The 19524-nt window shown below is 62.5% G+C and carries 19 protein-coding genes; 18 read left to right on the forward strand and 1 reads right to left on the reverse strand.

Annotated elements, in window-relative coordinates:
• Nucleotides 1-173 precede the first annotated feature (173 nt).
• On the forward strand, nt 174-1094 hold the full coding sequence (locus HTT03_RS11290) for a nitrilase-related carbon-nitrogen hydrolase (RefSeq protein WP_174859880.1): 921 nt from the start codon (nt 174-176) through the stop codon (nt 1092-1094).
• Nucleotides 1095-1152: 58 nt separating this feature from the next.
• Here HTT03_RS11290 and fsa read toward each other — a convergent pair whose 3' ends face one another.
• Nucleotides 1153-1806 carry a fructose-6-phosphate aldolase gene (gene fsa / locus HTT03_RS11295; protein ID WP_174859881.1) on the reverse strand — a complete coding sequence of 218 codons (654 nt, stop codon included), beginning with the start codon at nt 1804-1806 and terminating at the stop codon, nt 1153-1155.
• 122 nt (nt 1807-1928) lie between these two features.
• On the opposite strand from fsa, the gene HTT03_RS11300 reads away from it, so the two are divergent.
• From HTT03_RS11300 to ftsH, 17 genes are all read left to right on the forward strand, one after another.
• Entirely contained in the window at nt 1929-4118 is a 2190-nt protein-coding gene (locus HTT03_RS11300; protein WP_174859882.1) for a primosomal protein N', read from the forward strand.
• A gap of 483 nt (nt 4119-4601) precedes the next feature.
• Entirely contained in the window at nt 4602-5834 is a 1233-nt protein-coding gene (locus HTT03_RS11305; protein ID WP_174859883.1) for an MFS transporter, read from the forward strand.
• Nucleotides 5835-5916: 82 nt separating this feature from the next.
• Nucleotides 5917-6789, forward strand: a complete 873-nt coding sequence (locus tag HTT03_RS11310) for a 50S ribosomal protein L11 methyltransferase (protein WP_174859884.1) — start codon at nt 5917-5919, stop codon at nt 6787-6789.
• Nucleotides 6790-6899: 110 nt separating this feature from the next.
• Entirely contained in the window at nt 6900-7244 is a 345-nt protein-coding gene (locus HTT03_RS11315; RefSeq protein WP_174859885.1) for a hypothetical protein, read from the forward strand.
• Nucleotides 7245-7475: 231 nt separating this feature from the next.
• Nucleotides 7476-7982 (forward strand): crossover junction endodeoxyribonuclease RuvC, encoded by a 507-nt coding sequence (gene ruvC / locus HTT03_RS11320; protein ID WP_174859886.1) that lies wholly within the window; start codon nt 7476-7478, stop codon nt 7980-7982.
• Nucleotides 7979-8656 carry a Holliday junction branch migration protein RuvA gene (ruvA, locus tag HTT03_RS11325; RefSeq protein ID WP_174859887.1) on the forward strand — a complete coding sequence of 226 codons (678 nt, stop codon included), beginning with the start codon at nt 7979-7981 and terminating at the stop codon, nt 8654-8656. Before ruvC ends, ruvA begins: the two co-directional genes overlap by 4 nt.
• A 70-nt stretch (nt 8657-8726) precedes the next feature.
• Complete coding sequence (gene ruvB / locus HTT03_RS11330; RefSeq protein ID WP_174859888.1) at nt 8727-9746, forward strand: Holliday junction branch migration DNA helicase RuvB; 1020 nt, start codon at nt 8727-8729, stop codon at nt 9744-9746.
• A 30-nt stretch (nt 9747-9776) separates the two neighbouring features.
• Nucleotides 9777-10400 (forward strand): hypothetical protein, encoded by a 624-nt coding sequence (locus tag HTT03_RS11335; protein ID WP_174860334.1) that lies wholly within the window; start codon nt 9777-9779, stop codon nt 10398-10400.
• Nucleotides 10397-10795 carry a YbgC/FadM family acyl-CoA thioesterase gene (locus HTT03_RS11340; protein WP_174859889.1) on the forward strand — a complete coding sequence of 133 codons (399 nt, stop codon included), beginning with the start codon at nt 10397-10399 and terminating at the stop codon, nt 10793-10795. Before HTT03_RS11335 ends, HTT03_RS11340 begins: the two co-directional genes overlap by 4 nt.
• Nucleotides 10796-10915: 120 nt before the next feature.
• A complete protein-coding gene (gene tolQ / locus HTT03_RS11345; RefSeq protein WP_174859890.1) occupies nt 10916-11611 on the forward strand; it encodes a protein TolQ in 696 nt (231 codons plus the stop codon).
• 3 nt (nt 11612-11614) lie between these two features.
• Nucleotides 11615-12088 (forward strand): protein TolR, encoded by a 474-nt coding sequence (tolR, locus tag HTT03_RS11350; protein WP_174859891.1) that lies wholly within the window; start codon nt 11615-11617, stop codon nt 12086-12088.
• A 3-nt stretch (nt 12089-12091) separates the two neighbouring features.
• The gene (locus HTT03_RS11355) at nt 12092-13243 is read left to right on the forward strand and encodes an energy transducer TonB (protein ID WP_174859892.1); all 1152 of its coding nucleotides are present in this window, start codon (nt 12092-12094) and stop codon (nt 13241-13243) included.
• A gap of 1 nt (nt 13244) precedes the next feature.
• Entirely contained in the window at nt 13245-14588 is a 1344-nt protein-coding gene (gene tolB / locus HTT03_RS11360; protein ID WP_174859893.1) for a Tol-Pal system beta propeller repeat protein TolB, read from the forward strand.
• Between the two features lie 98 nt (nt 14589-14686).
• A complete protein-coding gene (gene pal, locus HTT03_RS11365; protein WP_174859894.1) occupies nt 14687-15217 on the forward strand; it encodes a peptidoglycan-associated lipoprotein Pal in 531 nt (176 codons plus the stop codon).
• A 37-nt stretch (nt 15218-15254) separates the two neighbouring features.
• Entirely contained in the window at nt 15255-16157 is a 903-nt protein-coding gene (gene ybgF, locus HTT03_RS11370; protein WP_425506315.1) for a tol-pal system protein YbgF, read from the forward strand.
• 6 nt (nt 16158-16163) lie between these two features.
• Nucleotides 16164-17435, forward strand: coding sequence for a tRNA lysidine(34) synthetase TilS (tilS, locus tag HTT03_RS11375; RefSeq protein ID WP_174859895.1), 1272 nt, complete (start codon nt 16164-16166; stop codon nt 17433-17435).
• A gap of 101 nt (nt 17436-17536) precedes the next feature.
• Entirely contained in the window at nt 17537-19453 is a 1917-nt protein-coding gene (ftsH, locus tag HTT03_RS11380; RefSeq protein WP_174859896.1) for an ATP-dependent zinc metalloprotease FtsH, read from the forward strand.
• Nucleotides 19454-19524 lie beyond the last annotated feature (71 nt).

Raw genomic sequence — 19524 nt, forward strand, 5'->3', positions numbered from 1 at the left:
CCAGTTCGCGTTTCGCGGATGTAGAGCGAAGTGGCGCGGAACAAAAGCGGTCAAAGCGGGTTGGCCCCCATCGACGCGCGGATTTTAGCCGGAAGGCTGCGCGTGCCATGAAAGCCCCGCCGCAGATCCCCGGATGCGGCGCGAAGGGCCGGTGCCGGGGGAGGAATTCTGACATGGAACATGTCTCCATTGACCTTTGGGCGGCCAATCTTCAGGTGGCGCCAGAGTCTTTACAAGGCTGGCTGGCCGGGGTTGAAGCGCGGTTGCAGCAAGCCGCGACGCGTGGTGCGGCGCTGCTGGTGATGCCGGAGTTTTGCTGCGCGCAGTGGCTGAGCTTTGCCCCCGCGGGGCTGCCTGCTCAAGAGCAACTGGGCTGGCTGGCCCAGACCGCAGTCGAAGCACTTGGCGAGATGCGCCGCATGGTGCGTGAGACGGGCGTGGCTTTGCTGCCCGGCACCTTCCCGGTCGCGTTCCCTTCGGTTGAGGCACCCGAGGGCTATCTGAACCAAGCGTGGTTCCTGACCCCCGACGGCGGCTTGCAGGTGCAAAACAAACTTAGCCTCACGCCCTTGGAGGCCAATGGCGCGAGCGGCGTGACCATCGCGGGCACAGGGATCAATGTGTTCGAGTGGCAGGGCATGCGCTGTGTCATCGCGATCTGTCTTGATGCAGAATACACAGCACTTTGGTCGAAACTGGGTGAGCTGGACCTTGATCTGGTCATCATTCCGGCCAAGACCGATATGATTACCGGCTATAACCGCGTCTTTGGCTGTGCGCGAGCGCGGGCGATTGAACTGCAAACTGCCGTTTGCTGCGTTGGTGCGGTCGGCGCACCGCTGACGCCGTGGCAGCAAGATACCGGCGTGGGCGGGGCGAGCGTTTATCTCCCTTGCGATGTCTCGGTGGCCCTCGACGGTATGCATGCAGCGTTGCCGCCACAGACCGCGGCACATGGCACGGATTTGGTGTTGCAAGCCGTCGCGATCCCCGTGGGTCAATGCCGCCGCATTCGGGCCGGGGCAGCCGAAGCCGAGGTGCGGCCCGGTCTGTGGTCGGGCGACCACCTGACGGTTGAGGGCGAAGCCGCCTAAAGAAAAACCCCCGCTGCCGAGGGCAGAGGGGGTTCAACGTCTGTCGATAAAGGCCGGTTCAGATGATCTTCTGACCGGTCTTTTTCCAGTCCTCCATGAACTGCTCCAGACCCTTGTCGGTCAGCGGATGCGCAGCCAGTTTTTTAATCACTTCGGGCGGCGCGGTCATCACGTCGGCACCGATGCGGGCGGCGTCGAGCACGTGGTTCACGCTGCGGATCGACGCGGCGAGGATCTGCGTGTCGAAGCCGTAGTTGTCATAGATGATGCGGATGTCTTGGATCAGGTCCATGCCATCGAGGTTGATGTCGTCCAGACGCCCAATGAAGGGCGAGATGAATGTCGCACCCGCCTTGGCCGCCAGTAGCGCTTGGTTGGCCGAGAAGCAGAGCGTCACGTTGATCATGTGACCCTCGCCCGACAGGACTTTACAGGCTTTCAGCCCGTCCCATGTCAGCGGCAGCTTGATGGTGATGTTGTCCGCGATCTCGGCCAGTTTGCGGCCTTCGGCGATCATCGCGTCGGCTTCCAGCGCCACGACTTCGGCGGAAACGGGGCCGTCGACGAGGTCACAGATTTCCTTGGTCACTTCGAGGATGTCGCGGCCCGATTTCAGGATCAGCGAGGGGTTAGTGGTCACGCCGTCGACCATGCCAAGGTCATTGAGTTCGGCAATGGCGTCGATCTCGGCAGTATCTACGAAGAATTTCATGGGCTTTCCTTCCGGTCTGGAATGTGATCGCTCGGGGGGCAATCGGTTGCCTTGGCTTTACCGCATGATCTGCGATGCTTAAAGCCTGAATTCCCACAAGCGAGGCGGAGCATACGGCGGACATGGCTGAATTCTACCATCATGGCGACTTGCTGTCAGTGATGACGACCCAACCTTTGGGCCGTGCGCTGGACTACCGCGCACCCGAAGGCGGCTGTCATGCCGGGGCCTTTGTCGAGGTCCCACTGGGGCCGCGCAAGGTGATGGGCGTGGTCTGGGGGCCGGGAGCCGGGGACTATGACATCAACAAGGTGCGCCATGTGATCCGGGTGCTGGACGCCCCGCCGATGCGCGATGAAATGCGCGAGTTTTTGCTGCGCTCCGCCGCCTATACGCTGACGCCGCTGCCCGCGATGCTGCGGCTGGCGACCCGTGCGCCGGGCTTGGGCGATCCGCCGTCGATGCGCAAGATTTACCGAGCGGGGGATGGCGTGCCCACGCGCATGACCGACGCACGCCAGCGCGTCATGGCGGTGCTTGAGGAATACGGCGATCTGGCGTTTACGCTGAAGGAACTGTCGGAGATGGCAGGGGTGACGTCTTCGGTGGTCAAAGGGCTGGTCGAACAGGGGGCCGTACGCGAGGAGGAAAGCCCCCGCGATCTGCCGTTTCGGCGGTTGGACCCATCGCTGCCCGGCAAGGCGTTGACCGAGGATCAGGCCAAAGCTGCGGCGGTGCTGCGTGAGGGGATCAAGGCCGAGACCTATGGCACAACGCTTTTGCGCGGGGTCACCGGGTCGGGCAAGACCGAGGTCTATCTCGAAGCCGTCGCCGCCGCTGTGCAATCCGGGCGGCAGGCATTGGTGTTGCTGCCAGAGATCGCGTTGACCGAGCAGTTCTTGGACCGTGTCGAAGAGCGTTTCGGCGCCAAGCCTGCCGAGTGGCATTCCGGTGTCACCATGACCGAGCGTCGCCGCATCTGGCGCATGGTCGGGGAAGGTAATGCGCAGCTGGTGATCGGGGCGCGTTCGGCGCTGTTCCTGCCGTTCCAAAACCTTGGGCTGATCGTCGTCGATGAGGAGCATGACACCTCTTACAAGCAGGAAGACGGGGTCTTGTATAACGCCCGCGATATGGCCGTATTGCGCGCCTCGATCTGCGGGGCGCAGGTTGTGCTGGCCAGTGCGACGCCGAGCCTTGAGACTTGGGCGAACGCCGAGGCGGGCAAATATCGCCGGTTAGAGCTGACTTCGCGCTTTGGTCCGGCAGTGATGCCTCAAATGGGCGCGATTGATATGCGGCAGGCGGGGCTGCCCGGCGATAAGTGGATTTCGGCAGAGATGAAGCGCGAGGTCGATGCGCGGCTGGAGCGTGGCGAGCAGGCGATGCTGTTCATCAACCGCCGCGGCTATGCGCCGATAACGCTGTGTCGGGCCTGTGGCGAACAAATTGGCTGCGATCAATGTGATGCACGGATGGTGGAGCATCGGTTCCTGAAACGTCTGGTGTGCCACCAATGTGGTGAGACCAAACCGATGCCCGAAGCCTGCCCGTCCTGCGAGGTCGAAGGAAAACTCGCGCCCATAGGCCCCGGCGTGGAACGGCTGGGAGAGGAGGCGGCCGCGCTCTGGCCCGAGGCGCGGATCGCGACTTTAAGCTCAGATATGTACGGCTCGGCGCGGGCGTTAAAGGCGGAGATTGCGGGCATCGCCGATGGGGCGGCGGATATCATCATCGGCACCCAGTTGGTCGCCAAGGGGCATAACTTTCCCAAACTGACCTTGGTGGGGGTAATTGATGCGGATCTGGGGCTGACAGGCTCGGACCTGCGCGCGGCGGAGCGGACGTTTCAACTGATGCGGCAGGTCGCAGGGCGGGCCGGACGGGCTGAGGCGCCGGGCGCTGCGCTGTTGCAGACCTATCAGCCGGAACATCCGGTGATCCGGGCGATTTTGGCAGGTGAGGAAGAGAAGTTCTGGGCCGCCGAGGCAGGTGAGCGCCGTCAGGCCGGGGTGCCACCCTATGGGCGCATGGCAGGGATTATCCTCAGCGGCAGCGATGCGGCGGCGGTGTTTGATCTTGGGAACCATCTGGCGCGGCATGATGGGCCGCTCAGGGCGGTGGGGGCGCAGGTCTTTGGCCCCGCGCCTGCGCCGATTGCTCGAGTGCGCGGGCGTCATCGGGTGCGCCTTTTGGTGAAGGCGGATAAGGGCGTGGCTTTGCAGGAGGCGCTAAGCAAGTGGGTCGGGTCGCTGCGGTTGAAGGGGGACTTGCGGTTGGCCGTGGATATCGATCCGCAGAGTTTTTACTGAGCTAAAGGTTGTCTTGCAGAACAAGGGCCAGCGCCTGGCCGCGGGTCGGCGCGCCAACGGTTGGCTCGTACCACTTTATGGACCAGCCATGGTGTGCGTTCGCGAAGCTGCGCCCAGACCTACCTAATTGCCTACCTGATGGGGCGGGCAGGCGATGGCCCGGCGCCTACGGCTTGAGGCCGGGCCGGATTAAGTTGGAGAAACTGGATGCAGGCGCAGTGGGTGCAGCGAGCACCGCTAGCCGGCATTCCCTGTACAAAAACGCAACAGCCCGGAATCGAGGCCGAAGGCCGCCGGGCAGCGCCAGACCGGCCCTTGGGCTGGCGCTTTTGCAATCGGAGCGGCGGCTTGCGAAGGTTCTACACCGGTTGCTGCCATAAAGAGCCTAATTGCGAGAGCAAGAGCGCCACCCCCCGGTCTGGCACTGCCCGGCTCTCCGCCTTTTCTCTCGCCAATCGCGAAACCCCGGCGTAAAGAATTCCCATGACCCGCTATATCACCCTCGAAGAAGCCAAAGGCCTGCCGTTCTGGCGCCGCCCTGTGGCTCTGCTGTTCCTCATGGCGCTGGCCATGCCGATTGCATTCAATACATGGTCAGCGCTCCTGAATAACTTCGTGATCGAAGTGGCAGACTTTGACGGGTCAGACATCGGCCTTTTGCACACCGTGCGCGAAATACCTGGCTTTTTCGCTATCGGTGTCATCGCCATTCTGATCTTTATGCGCGAACAGGTGCTTGGGCTGATCTCGCTGATCTTGCTGGGTGCGGCCACGGCGGTCACGGCCTATTTCCCTTCTATGGGCGGCATCCTTACCATCACCATGCTTAGTTCCATCGGCTTTCACTACTACGAAACCGTGAACCAATCGCTGCAACTGCAATGGCTCAAGATCGAAGATGCCCCGCGTATGCTGGGCTGGCTTTTGGCGGCTGGCTCCTTGGCTACGCTTGTGGCCTACCTTGCGATCATGGCGCTGTGGGAGACGCTGAACCTTAGCTATAGCATCGTCTATATGATAGGCGGCGGCATCACTGTCGTGATCGCAGGGTTCGCAATGCTGGCCTATCCCCAGTTTGAATCCCCCACCGTGCAGTCCAAAAAGATGATCCTGCGCAAGCGTTATTGGCTCTATTACGCGCTACAATTCATGTCGGGTGCGCGGCGGCAGATTTTTGTGGTCTTTGCAGGGTTCATGATGGTCGAACGCTTTGGTTTCGAAGTGCATGAGATTACCACGCTTTACCTGATTAATCTCATCGCCAATATGATCTTTGCCCCGCTGATGGGCCGGGCGGTTGGGTATTTTGGCGAACGTCGGACGCTGGCTTTTGAGTATATCGGGCTTATCATGGTGTTTCTGGCCTACGGCGGCGTGTACTACCTTGGCTGGGGCGTGCTGGTCGCGGCGACGCTCTATGTGCTGGACCATATGTTCTTTGCCTTAGCACTGGCGCTGAAGACCTATTTCCAGAAAATCGCGGACCCGGCAGACATCGCGCCCACGGCGGCGGTGGCCTTTACCATCAATCATATCGCGGCGGTCTTCCTGCCCGTCGGGCTCGGCCTTTTGTGGCTGGCCTCACCTGCTGCGGTGTTCTTCCTCGCTGCGGGCATGGCGGCGGTGTCTTTGATGCTGTCTCTGCTGATCCCACGCCACCCGGCACCGGGGCATGAGACAATCTTTCAACGCGCCGTGCCGCAAGCCGCCGAATAGCTTGCAACAGCGCGCATAGCTTGACCCGACGCACACGCCTCCTTAGGCGAAGCGCAACCGCACCGCAGCAAAGGACCGCGCCATGCCCACTTTCACCGCCCTGACCACCCTCGAAGGCCGCGACCCCGCCTATGCTCTGGGCGAAGCTATGGAGCGGATGACCCCTGAGCCCACCGGAGTCGGCGTATTCGAGGTCGAAGACGGATCGGGCCTGTGGGAAGTCGGTGGCTATTTCGAGGAAGAGCCGGACACCGCAGCGCTGGCGGTGCTGGCGGCGGCGATGGGGGCAAAAGAATTTACCATCTCGGAACTGCCCGAAACCGATTGGGTGGCCCATGTGCGCCGTGAATTGGCCCCGGTCGAGGCCGGGCGCTTTTTCGTCTACGGCAGCCATGACGCCGACAAGGTGCCGGATGATTGTGAGCCGCTGCTGATTGAAGCCGCGATGGCCTTTGGCACCGGGCATCACGGCACGACGCTGGGTTGCCTGCGCGCGTTGGACCGTCTGGCGGGCGAAGGTTTTCACGGCAAAAACGTGGCCGACATTGGCTGTGGCACCGCTGTTCTGGCGATGGCCGCTGCGCGGATCTGGCCAGAGCCAGTGCTGGCCAGCGATATTGACGAGGTCGCCGTCGAAGTGGCGCAGGCGAATGTCGATGCAAATGGCCTCACAGGCCGCGTAACCTGCGTTGAGGCTGCGGGCTTCGACCACCCAACCTTGGCCGAAGCCGCACCCTTTGATCTGGTCTTTGCCAATATCCTCAAAGGCCCGCTGGTGGCGCTGGCCCCCGATATGGCAGAGGCGCTTCAGCCCGCTGGCTATGCGATTCTCTCTGGCCTTTTGAACGAACAAGCCGATGAGGTGATCGAGGTTTATGCACGATCCGGGATCAATCTGTTGCACCGCGAAAGCATTGGTGATTGGACGACGCTAACGCTGCAATTCAAAGCGTAATTTACGCCTCATTTTCGTTGCATTGGCCCTTTTTGCCGCTTTGTTGCCACATTTGATCTGTATTCAAATTGGCAGCAAGCGGTGGGGGCCGAATTGCTACGGAGACCATTATGGCTGTGGAACACGCTCAATTCACCAAACGTTTGGAGTTGATCGGGCGCAAGCACCGCAAGATGGAGCAGGGCTATGTCACCCGCGTCGGTCGCGATGGGATGATGACGGTTCTGCCCAAACGCGCCCGCCGGGGGTTTCCCTTTAAGGGGCTGTTTCTGATCGTTCTGGTCTATTTCGTCTTCAAAGCCTTCACTCTCGCGGCCATCGGCCCGGTGACCTATAACGAACGGCTGGCGCGGCTTCAAAATGGGCCGAGCGTCGCGCAGTTCGGCGCACATCTGGTCGCAATCGATCCGCTAACCGAAGCATTGGCTGGCATGGTCGGCCCAATCATGCGCTGATCTCAAACACTATCGTCGGGAAAAGAGCCGTAGCGGGGGAACCGGCTACGGCTTTTGTATTTGGTCCGCGGCCTTTTTGAAACGCTAAGTAGCATCTCGGCACGGCGCGTCGGACCGACCTCGCGCCGCGTCTGAAAGGATGTGCTCCAGCCGCAAGTCACGCAAAGCCTTGGCGGATGTTCGCCTTTCGTGCTAGTGCTTCGAAAAGCAATAAATGTAACGAGGGCAGAGATGATACGGGTGATCGGCATAGATCCGGGGCTGCGCAACCTTGGTTGGGGTGTGATCGACGTGGCAGGCAGCCGAATCGCGCATGTGGCCAATGGCATCTGCCATTCTGAGGGCGAAGACCTTGCGGCGCGGCTGCTGTCTCTGCACGCACAGCTGACGCGGGTGCTGACTACCTATCGACCCGGTGCGGCGGCAGTAGAGCAGACCTTTGTGAACAAGGACGGGGCCGGGACGCTGAAGCTCGGTCAAGCGCGGGGCATCGCGCTGCTGGTGCCTGCACAATTTGGCCTCGCGGTTGGGGAATATGCCCCCAATAAGGTCAAGAAAACCGTGGTTGGTGTGGGCCATGCGGATAAGGGGCAGGTGGCGCATATGGTGCGGATGCAAATGCCGGGGATCGAGATTGCGGGGCCGGATGCTGCCGATGCCTTGGCTATTGCCATTTGCCACGCGCATCACGGCGGGGCCAGCACGCTGGCGCAGGCGGTGGCGAGGGCGCAGGCATGATTGGCAAGATTTCGGGCCGCATTGATTACCGGGCCGCCGACCATCTGCTCATTGACGTGCGCGGGGTGGGTTACCTCGTCTATGTCTCCGACCGCACCATGGCCGCGCTGCCGGGTGTGGGCGAAGTCGTGGCGCTCTATACCGATCTGGTGGTGCGTGAAGACCTGATGCAGTTGTTTGGCTTCCAGACGCTGGTGGAGAAGGAATGGCATCGTCTCCTGACCTCGGTGCAGGGGGTCGGGGCCAAGGCGTCACTGGCGATCCTCGGTACGCTGGGGCCGGATGGGGTCAGCCGCGCGATTGCGCTTGGCGATTGGAACGCGGTGAAGGCGGCCAAGGGCATCGGCCCGAAGATCGCACAGCGCGTGGTGTTGGACCTGAAGGACAAAGCCCCCGGTGTCATGGCGATGACGGGCACTGTGGCCGATGCTCTGGGCGAGGCGCAGGCCGCTGCCGATGAGACCGTGATTGAAGCCGCTACGCCGCGACCCGCGCCGAAACCTGCGGCACCGAATGCCTCAGCGCAGTCCGAGGCGCTTTCGGCGCTTGGCAACCTTGGCTACGCCCCAGGCGATGCGGCGGGCGCCGTGGCGCAGGCGGCGGGCGAGACACCAGAGGCGGATACCAAGGCACTGATCCGCGCGGCGCTCAAGCTGCTGGCGCCCAAGGGGTGACGGCGCATGACAGCTGGTGTCTGAACCTTCCGCTGGAAGAACCACACACCCTACGGCATAACGAGGCCCTATGACCGACATTGATCCCACCGTCCGGCCCGAGCCGATGCCCGAAGACTTTGACCGCGCCTTGCGGCCTCAGATGTTGTCGGAGTTCGTCGGGCAGGCCGAAGCGCGGGCGAACCTTGCCGTCTTCATCCAATCCGCCCGCCAACGCGGCGAGGCGATGGATCACACGCTGTTTCATGGGCCTCCGGGTCTGGGGAAGACAACGCTGGCTCAGATCATGGCGCGGGAGTTGGGCGTGGGCTTTCGCATGACCTCCGGCCCGGTGCTGGCCAAGGCGGGCGATCTGGCGGCGATCCTGACCAATCTCGAAGCCCGCGACGTGCTGTTTATCGACGAAATCCACCGTCTGAACCCGGCGGTGGAAGAAGTGCTCTATCCCGCTTTGGAGGATTTCGAACTTGATCTGGTGATCGGCGAAGGCCCCGCCGCGCGCACCGTGCGGATCGAGTTGCAGCCCTTCACGTTGGTCGGGGCCACCACCCGCATGGGGCTTCTGACGACGCCGCTGCGCGACCGTTTCGGCATCCCGACACGGCTGCAATTCTACACCGAGGATGAGCTTTACATCATCGTGGACCGCAATGCCCGCAAACTCGGCGCCCCTGCCGACGAAGGCGGCGCGCGCGAGATTGCCAAACGCGCCCGCGGCACGCCGCGCATTGCCGGGCGGCTCTTGCGCCGGGTGGTGGATTTCGCCGTGGTCGAGGGCGATGGCCGGGTGACGCGGGAACTGGCCGATATGGCGCTGACGCGGCTCGGGGTCGATCATCTGGGTCTCGACGGGGCCGACCGGCGCTACCTGCGGCTGATGGCGGAGAATTACCAAGGCGGCCCGGTGGGGATCGAAACCCTGTCGGCGGCGCTGTCGGAAAGCCGCGATGCGCTGGAGGAGGTGATCGAGCCCTTCTTGTTGCAGCAGGGGCTGATCCAGCGTACCCCGCGCGGCAGAATGTTGGCGGCGAAGGCGTGGACCCATCTCGGCATGGCCGCGCCAAAGGGCCAAAGCGACCTTTTCGGCTGACGCCCCGGAGCGAAGGTAAGACAGATGACGATGACCGCAGAACAGATCGAAACCCTTTTCACCCGCCGTGACGGGCAGTTCGCCTTTGCCCGCTGGGGTCGCCCCATCGCGCCGGTGGTCTTTGGGGTTGAGGACGCGGCCCTGCCGGTTGTGAAAGGCGCGTTGGAGGCTGTCGCAAACCTCGCCGGGCATGAGATGGCCGAGACCGACACCGAGCTTGGCAGCAACCTGATGATGTTCTTCTTTGCCGATTGGGCGGAACTGCTCGACGTGCCTGGGATGGACGGTCTGGTGCCAGATCTTGCAGGGCAGGTCGAACGCTTGCAGGCGGCGGATGCAAACCAGTACCGCTTCTTCCGCTTTGAGGAGAACGGCGCGATCAAGGCGGCCTTTGTCTTTCTGCGCATGGACGATTCATTGCGCGATATGTCTGCGCAGGTCTTGGCGCTGAGCCAAGCGGTGCAGATCATCCTGCTGTGGGCCGAGGACGCCTTTCAGGAGCAGTCCCCGCTCGCACTGGCGGATGAGGCATTGGTGTTGCGGCCTGAAGTGGCGGACGTGATCCGTGCGGCCTATGACCCGGTGATGCCCCCCGCTGCCAATGACCCCAGCCATGCGCTGCGTCTCGCCGCGCGGGTGCAGGTGGCGTCATGAGCCATAGCTTTCCGGTCCGCATCTTTTACGAAGACACCGACATGGCGGGGATCGTCTATTACGCCAACTACCTGCGTTATATCGAGCGGGCGCGGTCGGACATCGTCGAGCAGATCGGCCTCGACCAGCGTGCCATGCGGGAAAAGGGGCTGGTTTTTGCGGTCACGCGCGTCGAAGCAGACTACATCGGCGCGGCGCGTTTCGGGGATCGGTTGGAGGTGCAGACCACCCATCAAGCCGAAGGGCCGGTGCGTTGGGTGTTCGATCAAGACGTGCTGCGCGATGGCAAGATCATTTTCCGCGCCAAGGTGACCGCCGTTTGCATGACAACCGCTGGAAAACCCACCCGTTTGCCAGCGAAACTTCGCTTGTCAGACAGCGATCCTGCGCCCTGATACCATAATTCTGGCAATCCCGGTTGCAACCCGTTAGCTTTGCTCCAAATTGAGGCCGGAAAAATACGGCCCGAGAGGCAGATTGCCCCGTAAGGGGTGGCAGGAAAAGAGCATAGGCAAATGGAAGCAGAGACGCTGGCATTGGCACAGGGGATTGATTTCTCCCTGTGGGGGCTGTTCGCGAAGGCGACACTGACGGTTAAACTGGTAATGATCATGCTGATCGCGGCGTCCTTTTGGTCGTGGTCGATCATCATTCAAAAGACCATCCAATACCGCAAAGCCCGCGCCGAGGCCGCGCAGTTCGATCAGGCGTTTTGGTCGGGCGAGCCGCTGGACGGGCTTTTTGACACCATCGGTGCTGACCCGGACGGACCTTCTGAAAAAATCTTTGCCGCCGGCATGTCGGAATGGCGCCGCTCGCACCGCGAGGATGGCGCGCTGATCCCCGGCGCGACGGCGCGGATTGATCGGTCGATGGATGTGGCGATTTCCAAAGAAGCCGAGCGTTTGCAAAAGGGGCTGCCGGTGCTGGCCACTGTCGGCTCCACCGCGCCTTTCGTGGGCCTGTTCGGCACCGTCTTTGGCATTATGAACTCGTTCATTGAGATTGCCGCCCAGCAGAACACTAACCTTGCCGTCGTTGCCCCCGGTATCGCCGAGGCGCTCTTGGCGACCGGCATCGGCCTGCTGGCCGCGATCCCGGCGGTTGTGTTTTACAACAAGCTCAGCGCCGACAGTGATCGCATCTTGGGCAATTACGAAGCCTTCTCGGATGAGTTCGCCACCATCCTCAGCCGCCAGTTGGACAGTTAAGCCATGGGTGCAGGTGTCATCAAGAAACAAGGCGGACGGGGGCGCAGACGCGGTCGCAGCCAACCGATGGCCGAGATCAACGTCACGCCTTTCGTCGACGTGATGCTGGTGCTGCTGATCATCTTCATGGTCGCGGCCCCGCTTTTGACTGTGGGCGTGCCGGTAGAATTGCCGAAAACCGCCGCGAGCGCTTTGCCCGCTGAGCAGGAGGAGCCGCTGACTGTGACGGTCACTGCCGAAGGCGCGGTGCAAATCCAAACCACCGACACGCCGCGTGATCAACTGGTTACCAAACTTCGCGCTATTGCGTCGGAGCGGGCCAGCGACCGGGTGTTTCTGCGCGCGGATGGCAAGGTGCCTTACGCGCAGGTCATGGAAGTCATGGGCGCGCTCAACGCAGGCGGCTTTTCCAACATCGGTCTGGTGACCGACATCGGCGGCCCGGCGTTGGACGGCAGCGACACGTCGGGTGGCTGAGCCGTGCATAGCGGGCATTACATATCAGGTGCCGGGCATCTGGGTCTTATCGGCTGGCTGTTGTTTGGCAACATCTTCACCTCCGAGCCGGACCCGGTTGAGATGACCGAGGTCTCGGTGATCTCTGCCGCGGAATATGATGCGCTGGTTGCAGGGCCACAGGCGCCCGACTCCACCATCGAAGTTGCCCAGCCCGCGCCACCAGAGGTGCCGGAGGAGGCTCCCGATGTCACGGCAGAGCCAGACACCGCCATTGAGCAACCGGAGCCCGTGCAGACCGAGACCCCGCCAGAGGACACCCCGCCAGAGGTGACCGAGCTGGAACTGCCCCCGCAGACCGAAGTGGATGACACAGCTCCCGAAATGCCTGAGCCGATTGGCGACACCGCCGTTCTGGTGCCCGAAATCGCGCCTGAAGCCACCCCTCGCGAAGCGCCGCGCGTAGCGCCCGAGCCTGTGGAACAGCCTGTCCCCGAGGTCCGCCCTGATCTTGACGAGCAGCCCGCCGTAACCCCCGATGCGGAGGCCGAGGCAGAGACCGTGGTTGAAGAGCCGCAAAAGGCGCAGACGCCAGAAGACAGCACCACCGAGATCGTGACCGAGGCCGACAAGGCGCCAGCGGCCTCCGCACGTCCACCGGGCCGCCGTCCTCCGCCCCCGCCGCCGGTTGAGGTGGCCGAGGCCCCGGAAGAGCCTGCCGAAACGCCCGAACCTGACCCGACACCAGAGCCAGAGCCGGAACCCGTCGAGACGCCAAGCACCACCGACGACGCCATCGCTGACGCGCTCAGCGAAGTGCTCGGCCAGCCTGAGGCCGAAGCGCCTGTGCCAAGCGGCCCGCCGCTGTCCTCGGGCGAACGGGAATCCTTGCGCGTGGCCGTGTCGGCCTGCTGGAACATCGGCGCACTGTCGACAGAAGCATCGCGGACCACCGTGATCGTGGGCCTGCAGATGAACCAAGACGGCACGCCGGTTGCCAGTTCGATCCGGCTGCTAAGCTCCAGTGGCGGCAGTGACGCTGCCGCGCGCCAAGCCTTTGAAGCCGCCAAACGGGCCGTGATCCGTTGCGGCAGCCGGGGCTACGACCTGCCGCAGGAAAAATACAGCCAGTGGCAAGACATCGAGATGACATTCGACCCAATGAGGAGCCGATAACATGCTGACGAGACTTCTGGGACTGCTGGCGCTGAGCGCTGCCGCCGTATTCACGCTGGCCCCCGATCCGGCCCGCGCCGAGCCGCTGCGCATTGTGATTGACGACCCGACGATCGAGCCTTTGCCCTTTGCCGTGCCCAGCTTTCAGCCCGAAAGCGGCGAGGCAGGGCAGCTTGCGGTCGATATCGCCCGCGTGGTGTCTGATGACCTGACGGGCACCGGCCTTTTCCGCGAGATCCCCGCCAGCGCCTATATCTCTACCGTGAGCGACTTTAACGCGCCGGTTGAATATGCCGATTGGAAAGCGATCAACGCGCAGGCGCTGATCACCGGGGCGGTCAATGTCAGCGGCAACAGCGTGAACGTCAAATTCCGCGTCTATGATGTGTTCTCGGGCGAGGAACTGGTCGACGCGAACGGGCAGGGCGGCTTGCAGTTTTCCGGCACCACCGAAGGTTGGCGGCGCATGGCGCATAAGGTGGCCGATGCGGTCTATAGCCGGATCACCGGCGAGGGCGGTTATTTCGACAGCCGCGTGGTCTATGTCTCTGAAACCGGGCCAAAGGACGACCGTCAGAAACGGCTGGCGATCATGGATTACGACGGGGCGAACCTGAAGTACCTCACCGAATCTGGCTCCATCGTGCTTGCCCCGCGCTTCTCGCCTGATGGCAATCGCGTGCTCTACACCAGCTATGAAAGCGGCTTCCCGCGTATTTATGTGCTCGACATCGGCTCGGTCCAGCGCCGGGCGTTGGAGAGTGCGGCGGGCAGCATGGCCTTCGCCCCGCGCTTTTCGCCCAGTGGTCAGACCGTGGTCTATTCGCTGAGCAATGGCGGCAATACTGACATCTACTCGATGGACATCAACTCTGGCCAATCGGTGCGGTTGACCAATACGCCCGCGATTGAGACAGCACCCAGCTTCTCGCCCGATGGCAGTCAGATCGTTTTTGAGAGCGACCGCTCGGGCAGCCCGCAGCTTTATATCATGCCCGCAACGGGCGGCGAAGCGACGCGGATTTCCTTTGGCGAAGGGCGTTACGGCACGCCCGTCTGGTCACCACGCGGGGATTTGGTGGCTTTCACCAAGCAGAACAAGGGCCGCTTTCACATCGGCGTGATGCGCACGGATGGGTCCGAGGAGCGTTTGCTCACCGCGTCCTTCCTTGATGAGGGCCCAACCTGGGCGCCCAATGGCCGCGTCATCATGTTCGCACGTGAGACCCAGGGCGCGGGCGGCTCGTCCTCGCTCTATTCCGTCGATATATCGGGCCGTAACCTCAAGCCGGTGCGCACGCCAGAGGGCGGGTCGGACCCGTCTTGGTCACCCTTGCAGAACTAGGCCGATGCTTCTTTTCCCACAGGCGCGGGCAATTCCCATGCCCCCGCGCCTGTGTTAACACCGCCAACAACAACGCCACCACAGAGAGGGCAGACCCCATGAAACGCATTCTGACGAGCACGCTTTTGATTTCCGCGCTGGCCGTGTCGGCCTGTACCAACCCGGACCGCTTTGGCGCCGATGGCATGGGCGGGGCCGGTGCAGGCGCAGGCGCGGGTGCCAATGCCGGTATCGTGCCGGGCAGCGCCAATGACCCCACCTCCACCGCCTATTTCCAGCAGGCCGTGGGCGATCGGGTGCTCTTTCTCATTGACCAGTCCACCCTGACGGACACAGGCCGCGCGACGCTTGACGGGCAGGTGGCTTGGCTGCAATCCAACCCGCATTATCAGGCCGTGATCGAAGGCCATGCGGATGAGCAGGGCACACGCGAATACAACATCGCGCTTGGCGGACGTCGCGCCAATGCGGTGCGTGAATATATGATCTCCAAAGGCATCGCGGCTTCGCGGTTGAAAACCATCAGCTACGGCAAGGAACGCCCAATCGAGATCTGCTCGGAAGAGGCTTGCTACGCCAAGAACCGCCGCGCCGTGACCGTGCTCGCCGGTGGTGGGTTGACCAGCTAAACCCGCGCCATGCGGTGACCAAATACAGGAGGCCAATGTGCTGAAGCGATATATCTTCGTCGCGGTGATGGGGCTGATGACCGCCCCCGCCGCGCTTATGGCGCAGGACAACGATCAGACGCTGGCGGACATTCGCCAGCAGCTGACCATTCTGAACGTCGAAGTGCAAAAGCTGCGTCGGGAGCTATCGACCACCGGCGGCGCTTCTGTTGAGACCGGGGGCAATTCGGTGCTGGAACGTGTCAGCACAATGGAGAGCGAACTGCAGCGGCTCACCGCCAAGACCGAGGAGATGGAAAACCGGATCAACCGCGTGGTGTCCGATGGCACCAACCGGATCGGCGATCTGGAATACCGTTTGGTTGAACTGGAGGGCGGCGATCTGGGCGCGCTTGGCGAAACCTCGACCCTTGGCGGCGGTGAGGCTCCTGCGGTTGTCGCACCGGGAACCGACACGGACCGCGAGGTGGTAGAGGCCACCCCGGGCGGTGCAGCGGCCCCGTCGAACGGCACGGCGTCCAATGGCATCGTCACCCCCATCAACGAAGCAGAGCTGGCGGTCAGCGAGAAGGCCGATTTCGAGCGGGCGCAGGGGGCGCTCGCCTCCGGTGACTTTCGCAGCGCCGCCGACCTCTTTGCGACCTTCAACCAAACCTATCCGGGCGGACCGTTAGCGGCCGAGGCCGAACTGCGCCGCGGCGAGGCATTGACGGGCTTAGGCGACAACCGTGAAGCCGCCCGCGCCTTTCTTGCAGCCTTCAGCACCGATCCCGAAGGGCCGGTTGCCCCGCAATCGCTGTTTGAACTGGGCCGCGCGCTTGGCACGTTGGAACAGACCCAAGAGGCCTGTGTGACGCTCTCTGAAGTTGCCGTGCGCTTTCCCAATGCGCCGCAGGTGAGCCAAGCCGAAGCGCAGCGTCAGACGCTGGGCTGTTCCTAACTGACCATGACCACCTCCGCCGCTACGGACCCCGCGGGACTGGCGGAAAAGCTCATCGCGGGGCTGGGCGGCGGGTTGCCACCCCGGCTGGGAGTCGCTGTCTCGGGCGGGGGCGATTCCATGGCTTTGCTGTCGCTGCTGTCAGGCCTTTTCCGCGCGGCGGGCAGTCATCTGGAGGTGGTGACCGTCGATCATGGCCTGCGTGCCGAGGCAGCGGTTGAAGCGGATTTTGTGGCGCGTCATGCGGCGGCGCTCGGCTTGGCGCATGAAACCCTGCGTTGGCGCGACTGGGACGGTCAGGGCAACCTGCAAGATGCCGCGCGCCAAGCACGCTATCGGTTGATGGCCGATTGGGCCAAACGGCGACAGTTGCCTTGTGTAGCGCTTGGCCATACCGCCGATGATCAGGCCGAAACCGTGCTGATGCGGCTGGCGCGGCGTGCGGGTGTCGACGGGCTGTCGGCCATGGCCCCACAGAGTACCCGTCACGACATCCAATGGCTGCGCCCGCTTCTGGCCGTCAGACGCGACACTCTGCGCGACTATCTGCGCGAAAGCCGCGTTGAATGGATCGATGACCCCAGTAATGACGATCTTCACTACAGCCGCATCCGAGCCCGCCAATGTCTTGCTGGATTGGCGCCTTTAGGGATTGATGCAGAGACCTTGGCCGAGGTGGCTGAGAATATGGCCAGCGTTCGCGCCGCTTTGGACCACCAGACCGACCGCGCTGCGAGCGAAATTCTGCGCATTGAGGCAGGGGCGGTCGTCGCCCGCGCCGAGGCGTTTTTCGCCGAACCCGTCGAGATTCGTCGTCGTTTAATCCTGCGTGCCTTGGGCTGGATCAGCGGCAGCCGCTATACGCCACGCCGCAACCCGGTCGCCGCTTTGATCGCTGGCTTGGCGCAGGGGCAGGGGGCGACGTTGGATGGCTGTCAGGTGCTGCTACGGCGCGGAGAGATTTGGGTATTTCGTGAATATAACGCCGTGCGCGAGCATGTCGTGCCTGCTGATCACATTTGGGATACCCGCTGGCGTGCGACGACCAAGGCAGCGGCCCCCGCAGGCGCAGAACTGCGCGTTTTGGGCCCTGAAGGACTGGCGCAATGCCCAGCTTGGCGCGAAACGGGCCGCCCACGTGCGGTGCTGCTGTCGACCCCCTCGGTCTGGCAAGGCGACCGGCTGCTTGCAGCGCCCCTTGCCGGGCTAGACGAGAAATGGCATGTGCAGCTTGAACGCGATGCGGGGTGGCTCAAAACCGCGCCATTATCGCATTGAACATGAGCGCATCATGTCTATCTTAGTGTGGTGGTTGTCTTAACGGGCGCCCCTTGGGCCGCAGGACTTGCTTGCGGCTATGTGAATTTAGGAGAATTTCCTTGGGAAATGTTCGTAACCTCGCCTTCTGGGTTGTCCTGATGCTGCTGGTGCTGGCGCTGTTCAATCTTTTCAGCGGTTCCAGCGGCTCACTGCAAAATAACGAGGTCAGCTATTCCGAGTTTGTCACCTCTGTGCAGGATGGCGATGTGCGCAATGTGACCCTTGATGGCGAGCAAGTGCGGTTCCGCGCGGCGGATGGGTCTGACTACCTGACGATCAAGCCTGAGGATGCGGAGCTGACGCAGCTTCTGATCAATAATGACATCCCGGTGAAGGCCCGCCCGCAGGAACAATCTGGGTTCCAGACCTTCCTGATGTCGCTGCTGCCCATCGCGCTGTTGATTGGTGTCTGGATCTATTTCATGAACCGCATGCAGGGCGGCGGCAAAGGTGGCGCCATGGGCTTTGGCAAATCCAAGGCCAAGATGCTGACCGAAAAGCAGGGCCGGGTGACATTCGACGATGTTGCGGGCATCGACGAGGCCAAGGAAGAGCTTGAAGAGATCGTCGAATTCCTGCGCAACCCGCAGAAATTCTCGCGCCTTGGCGGCAAGATCCCCAAAGGCGCGCTGCTTGTTGGCCCTCCGGGTACTGGTAAGACGCTGCTCGCGCGTGCCATTGCGGGCGAGGCGGGCGTGCCCTTCTTCACCATCTCCGGTTCTGACTTTGTCGAAATGTTCGTCGGCGTCGGTGCATCCCGTGTCCGCGATATGTTTGAGCAGGCCAAGAAAAACGCGCCCTGTATTGTCTTTATCGACGAGATCGACGCGGTCGGTCGCCACCGGGGTGCAGGCTACGGCGGCGGCAATGACGAGCGTGAGCAGACCTTGAACCAGCTTCTGGTCGAGATGGACGGTTTCGAAAGCAACGAGGGTGTCATCATCCTCGCCGCGACCAACCGCCGTGACGTGCTCGACCCTGCACTGCTGCGTCCGGGCCGTTTCGACCGTCAGGTCACAGTGCCGAACCCCGACATCAAGGGCCGCGAAAAAATCCTTTCGGTCCACGCCCGCAAGACCCCGCTGGGGCCGGACGTTGACCTGCGCATCATCGCACGCGGCACGCCCGGTTTCTCTGGTGCGGATCTGGCGAACCTCGTCAATGAGGCCGCGCTGATGGCTGCTCGTGTGGGCCGTCGCTTTGTCACCATGGTCGATTTTGAACAGGCCAAGGACAAGGTCATGATGGGGCCAGAGCGCCGCTCGATGGTGATGACCGCCGAGCAGAAGGAAATGACTGCCTATCACGAGGCTGGTCACGCGTTGGTAGGTATGACCCTGCCGAAATGCGACCCGGTTTATAAAGCCACGATTATCCCGCGCGGTGGTGCGCTTGGTATGGTGATGAGCCTGCCGGAGATTGACCGCCTGAACATGTTCAAGGATGAATGTCACCAGCGCTTGGCCATGGCCATGGCGGGCAAGGCGGCAGAAATTCATAAATACGGCCCCGATTCCGTGTCCAACGGCCCGGCGGGCGATATCCAGCAAGCGAGCGCCTTGGCACGGGCGATGGTGCTGCAATGGGGCATGTCGGATAAGGTCGGCAATATCGACTATTCCGAAGCCGCGCAGGGCTATCAGGGCAACACCGCTGGTTTCTCCGTCTCGGCCAACACCAAGGAACTGGTCGAGAAAGAAGTCCAGAAGTTCATCCAAGACGGCTATGATCACGCGATGAAGATCATCACCGAGAAAGAGGTGGAGTTCGAGCGTCTGGCCCAAGGGCTGCTGGAATATGAAACCCTGACCGGTGATGAGATCAAACGCGTCATGGACGGCTTGCCGCCCTCCGACGATTCGGGCGACGGCGACACCGACGCGGGCAGCACACCGAGCGTCACCGCGATCCCCAAGGCGAAGGGCAAGAAAACCCCGCCGAAGGATGGCGGGATGGAGCCTGAACCGTCTGTCTGATCTAAATTTGACACCACCCAAAAGACCCCGCTTCGGCGGGGTCTTTTCGTAATGATCCGCTCATCGGGCTG

The sequence above is a fragment of the Sulfitobacter maritimus genome (assembly GCF_013346665.1).
Taxonomy (GTDB): Bacteria; Pseudomonadota; Alphaproteobacteria; order Rhodobacterales; family Rhodobacteraceae; genus Sulfitobacter; species Sulfitobacter maritimus.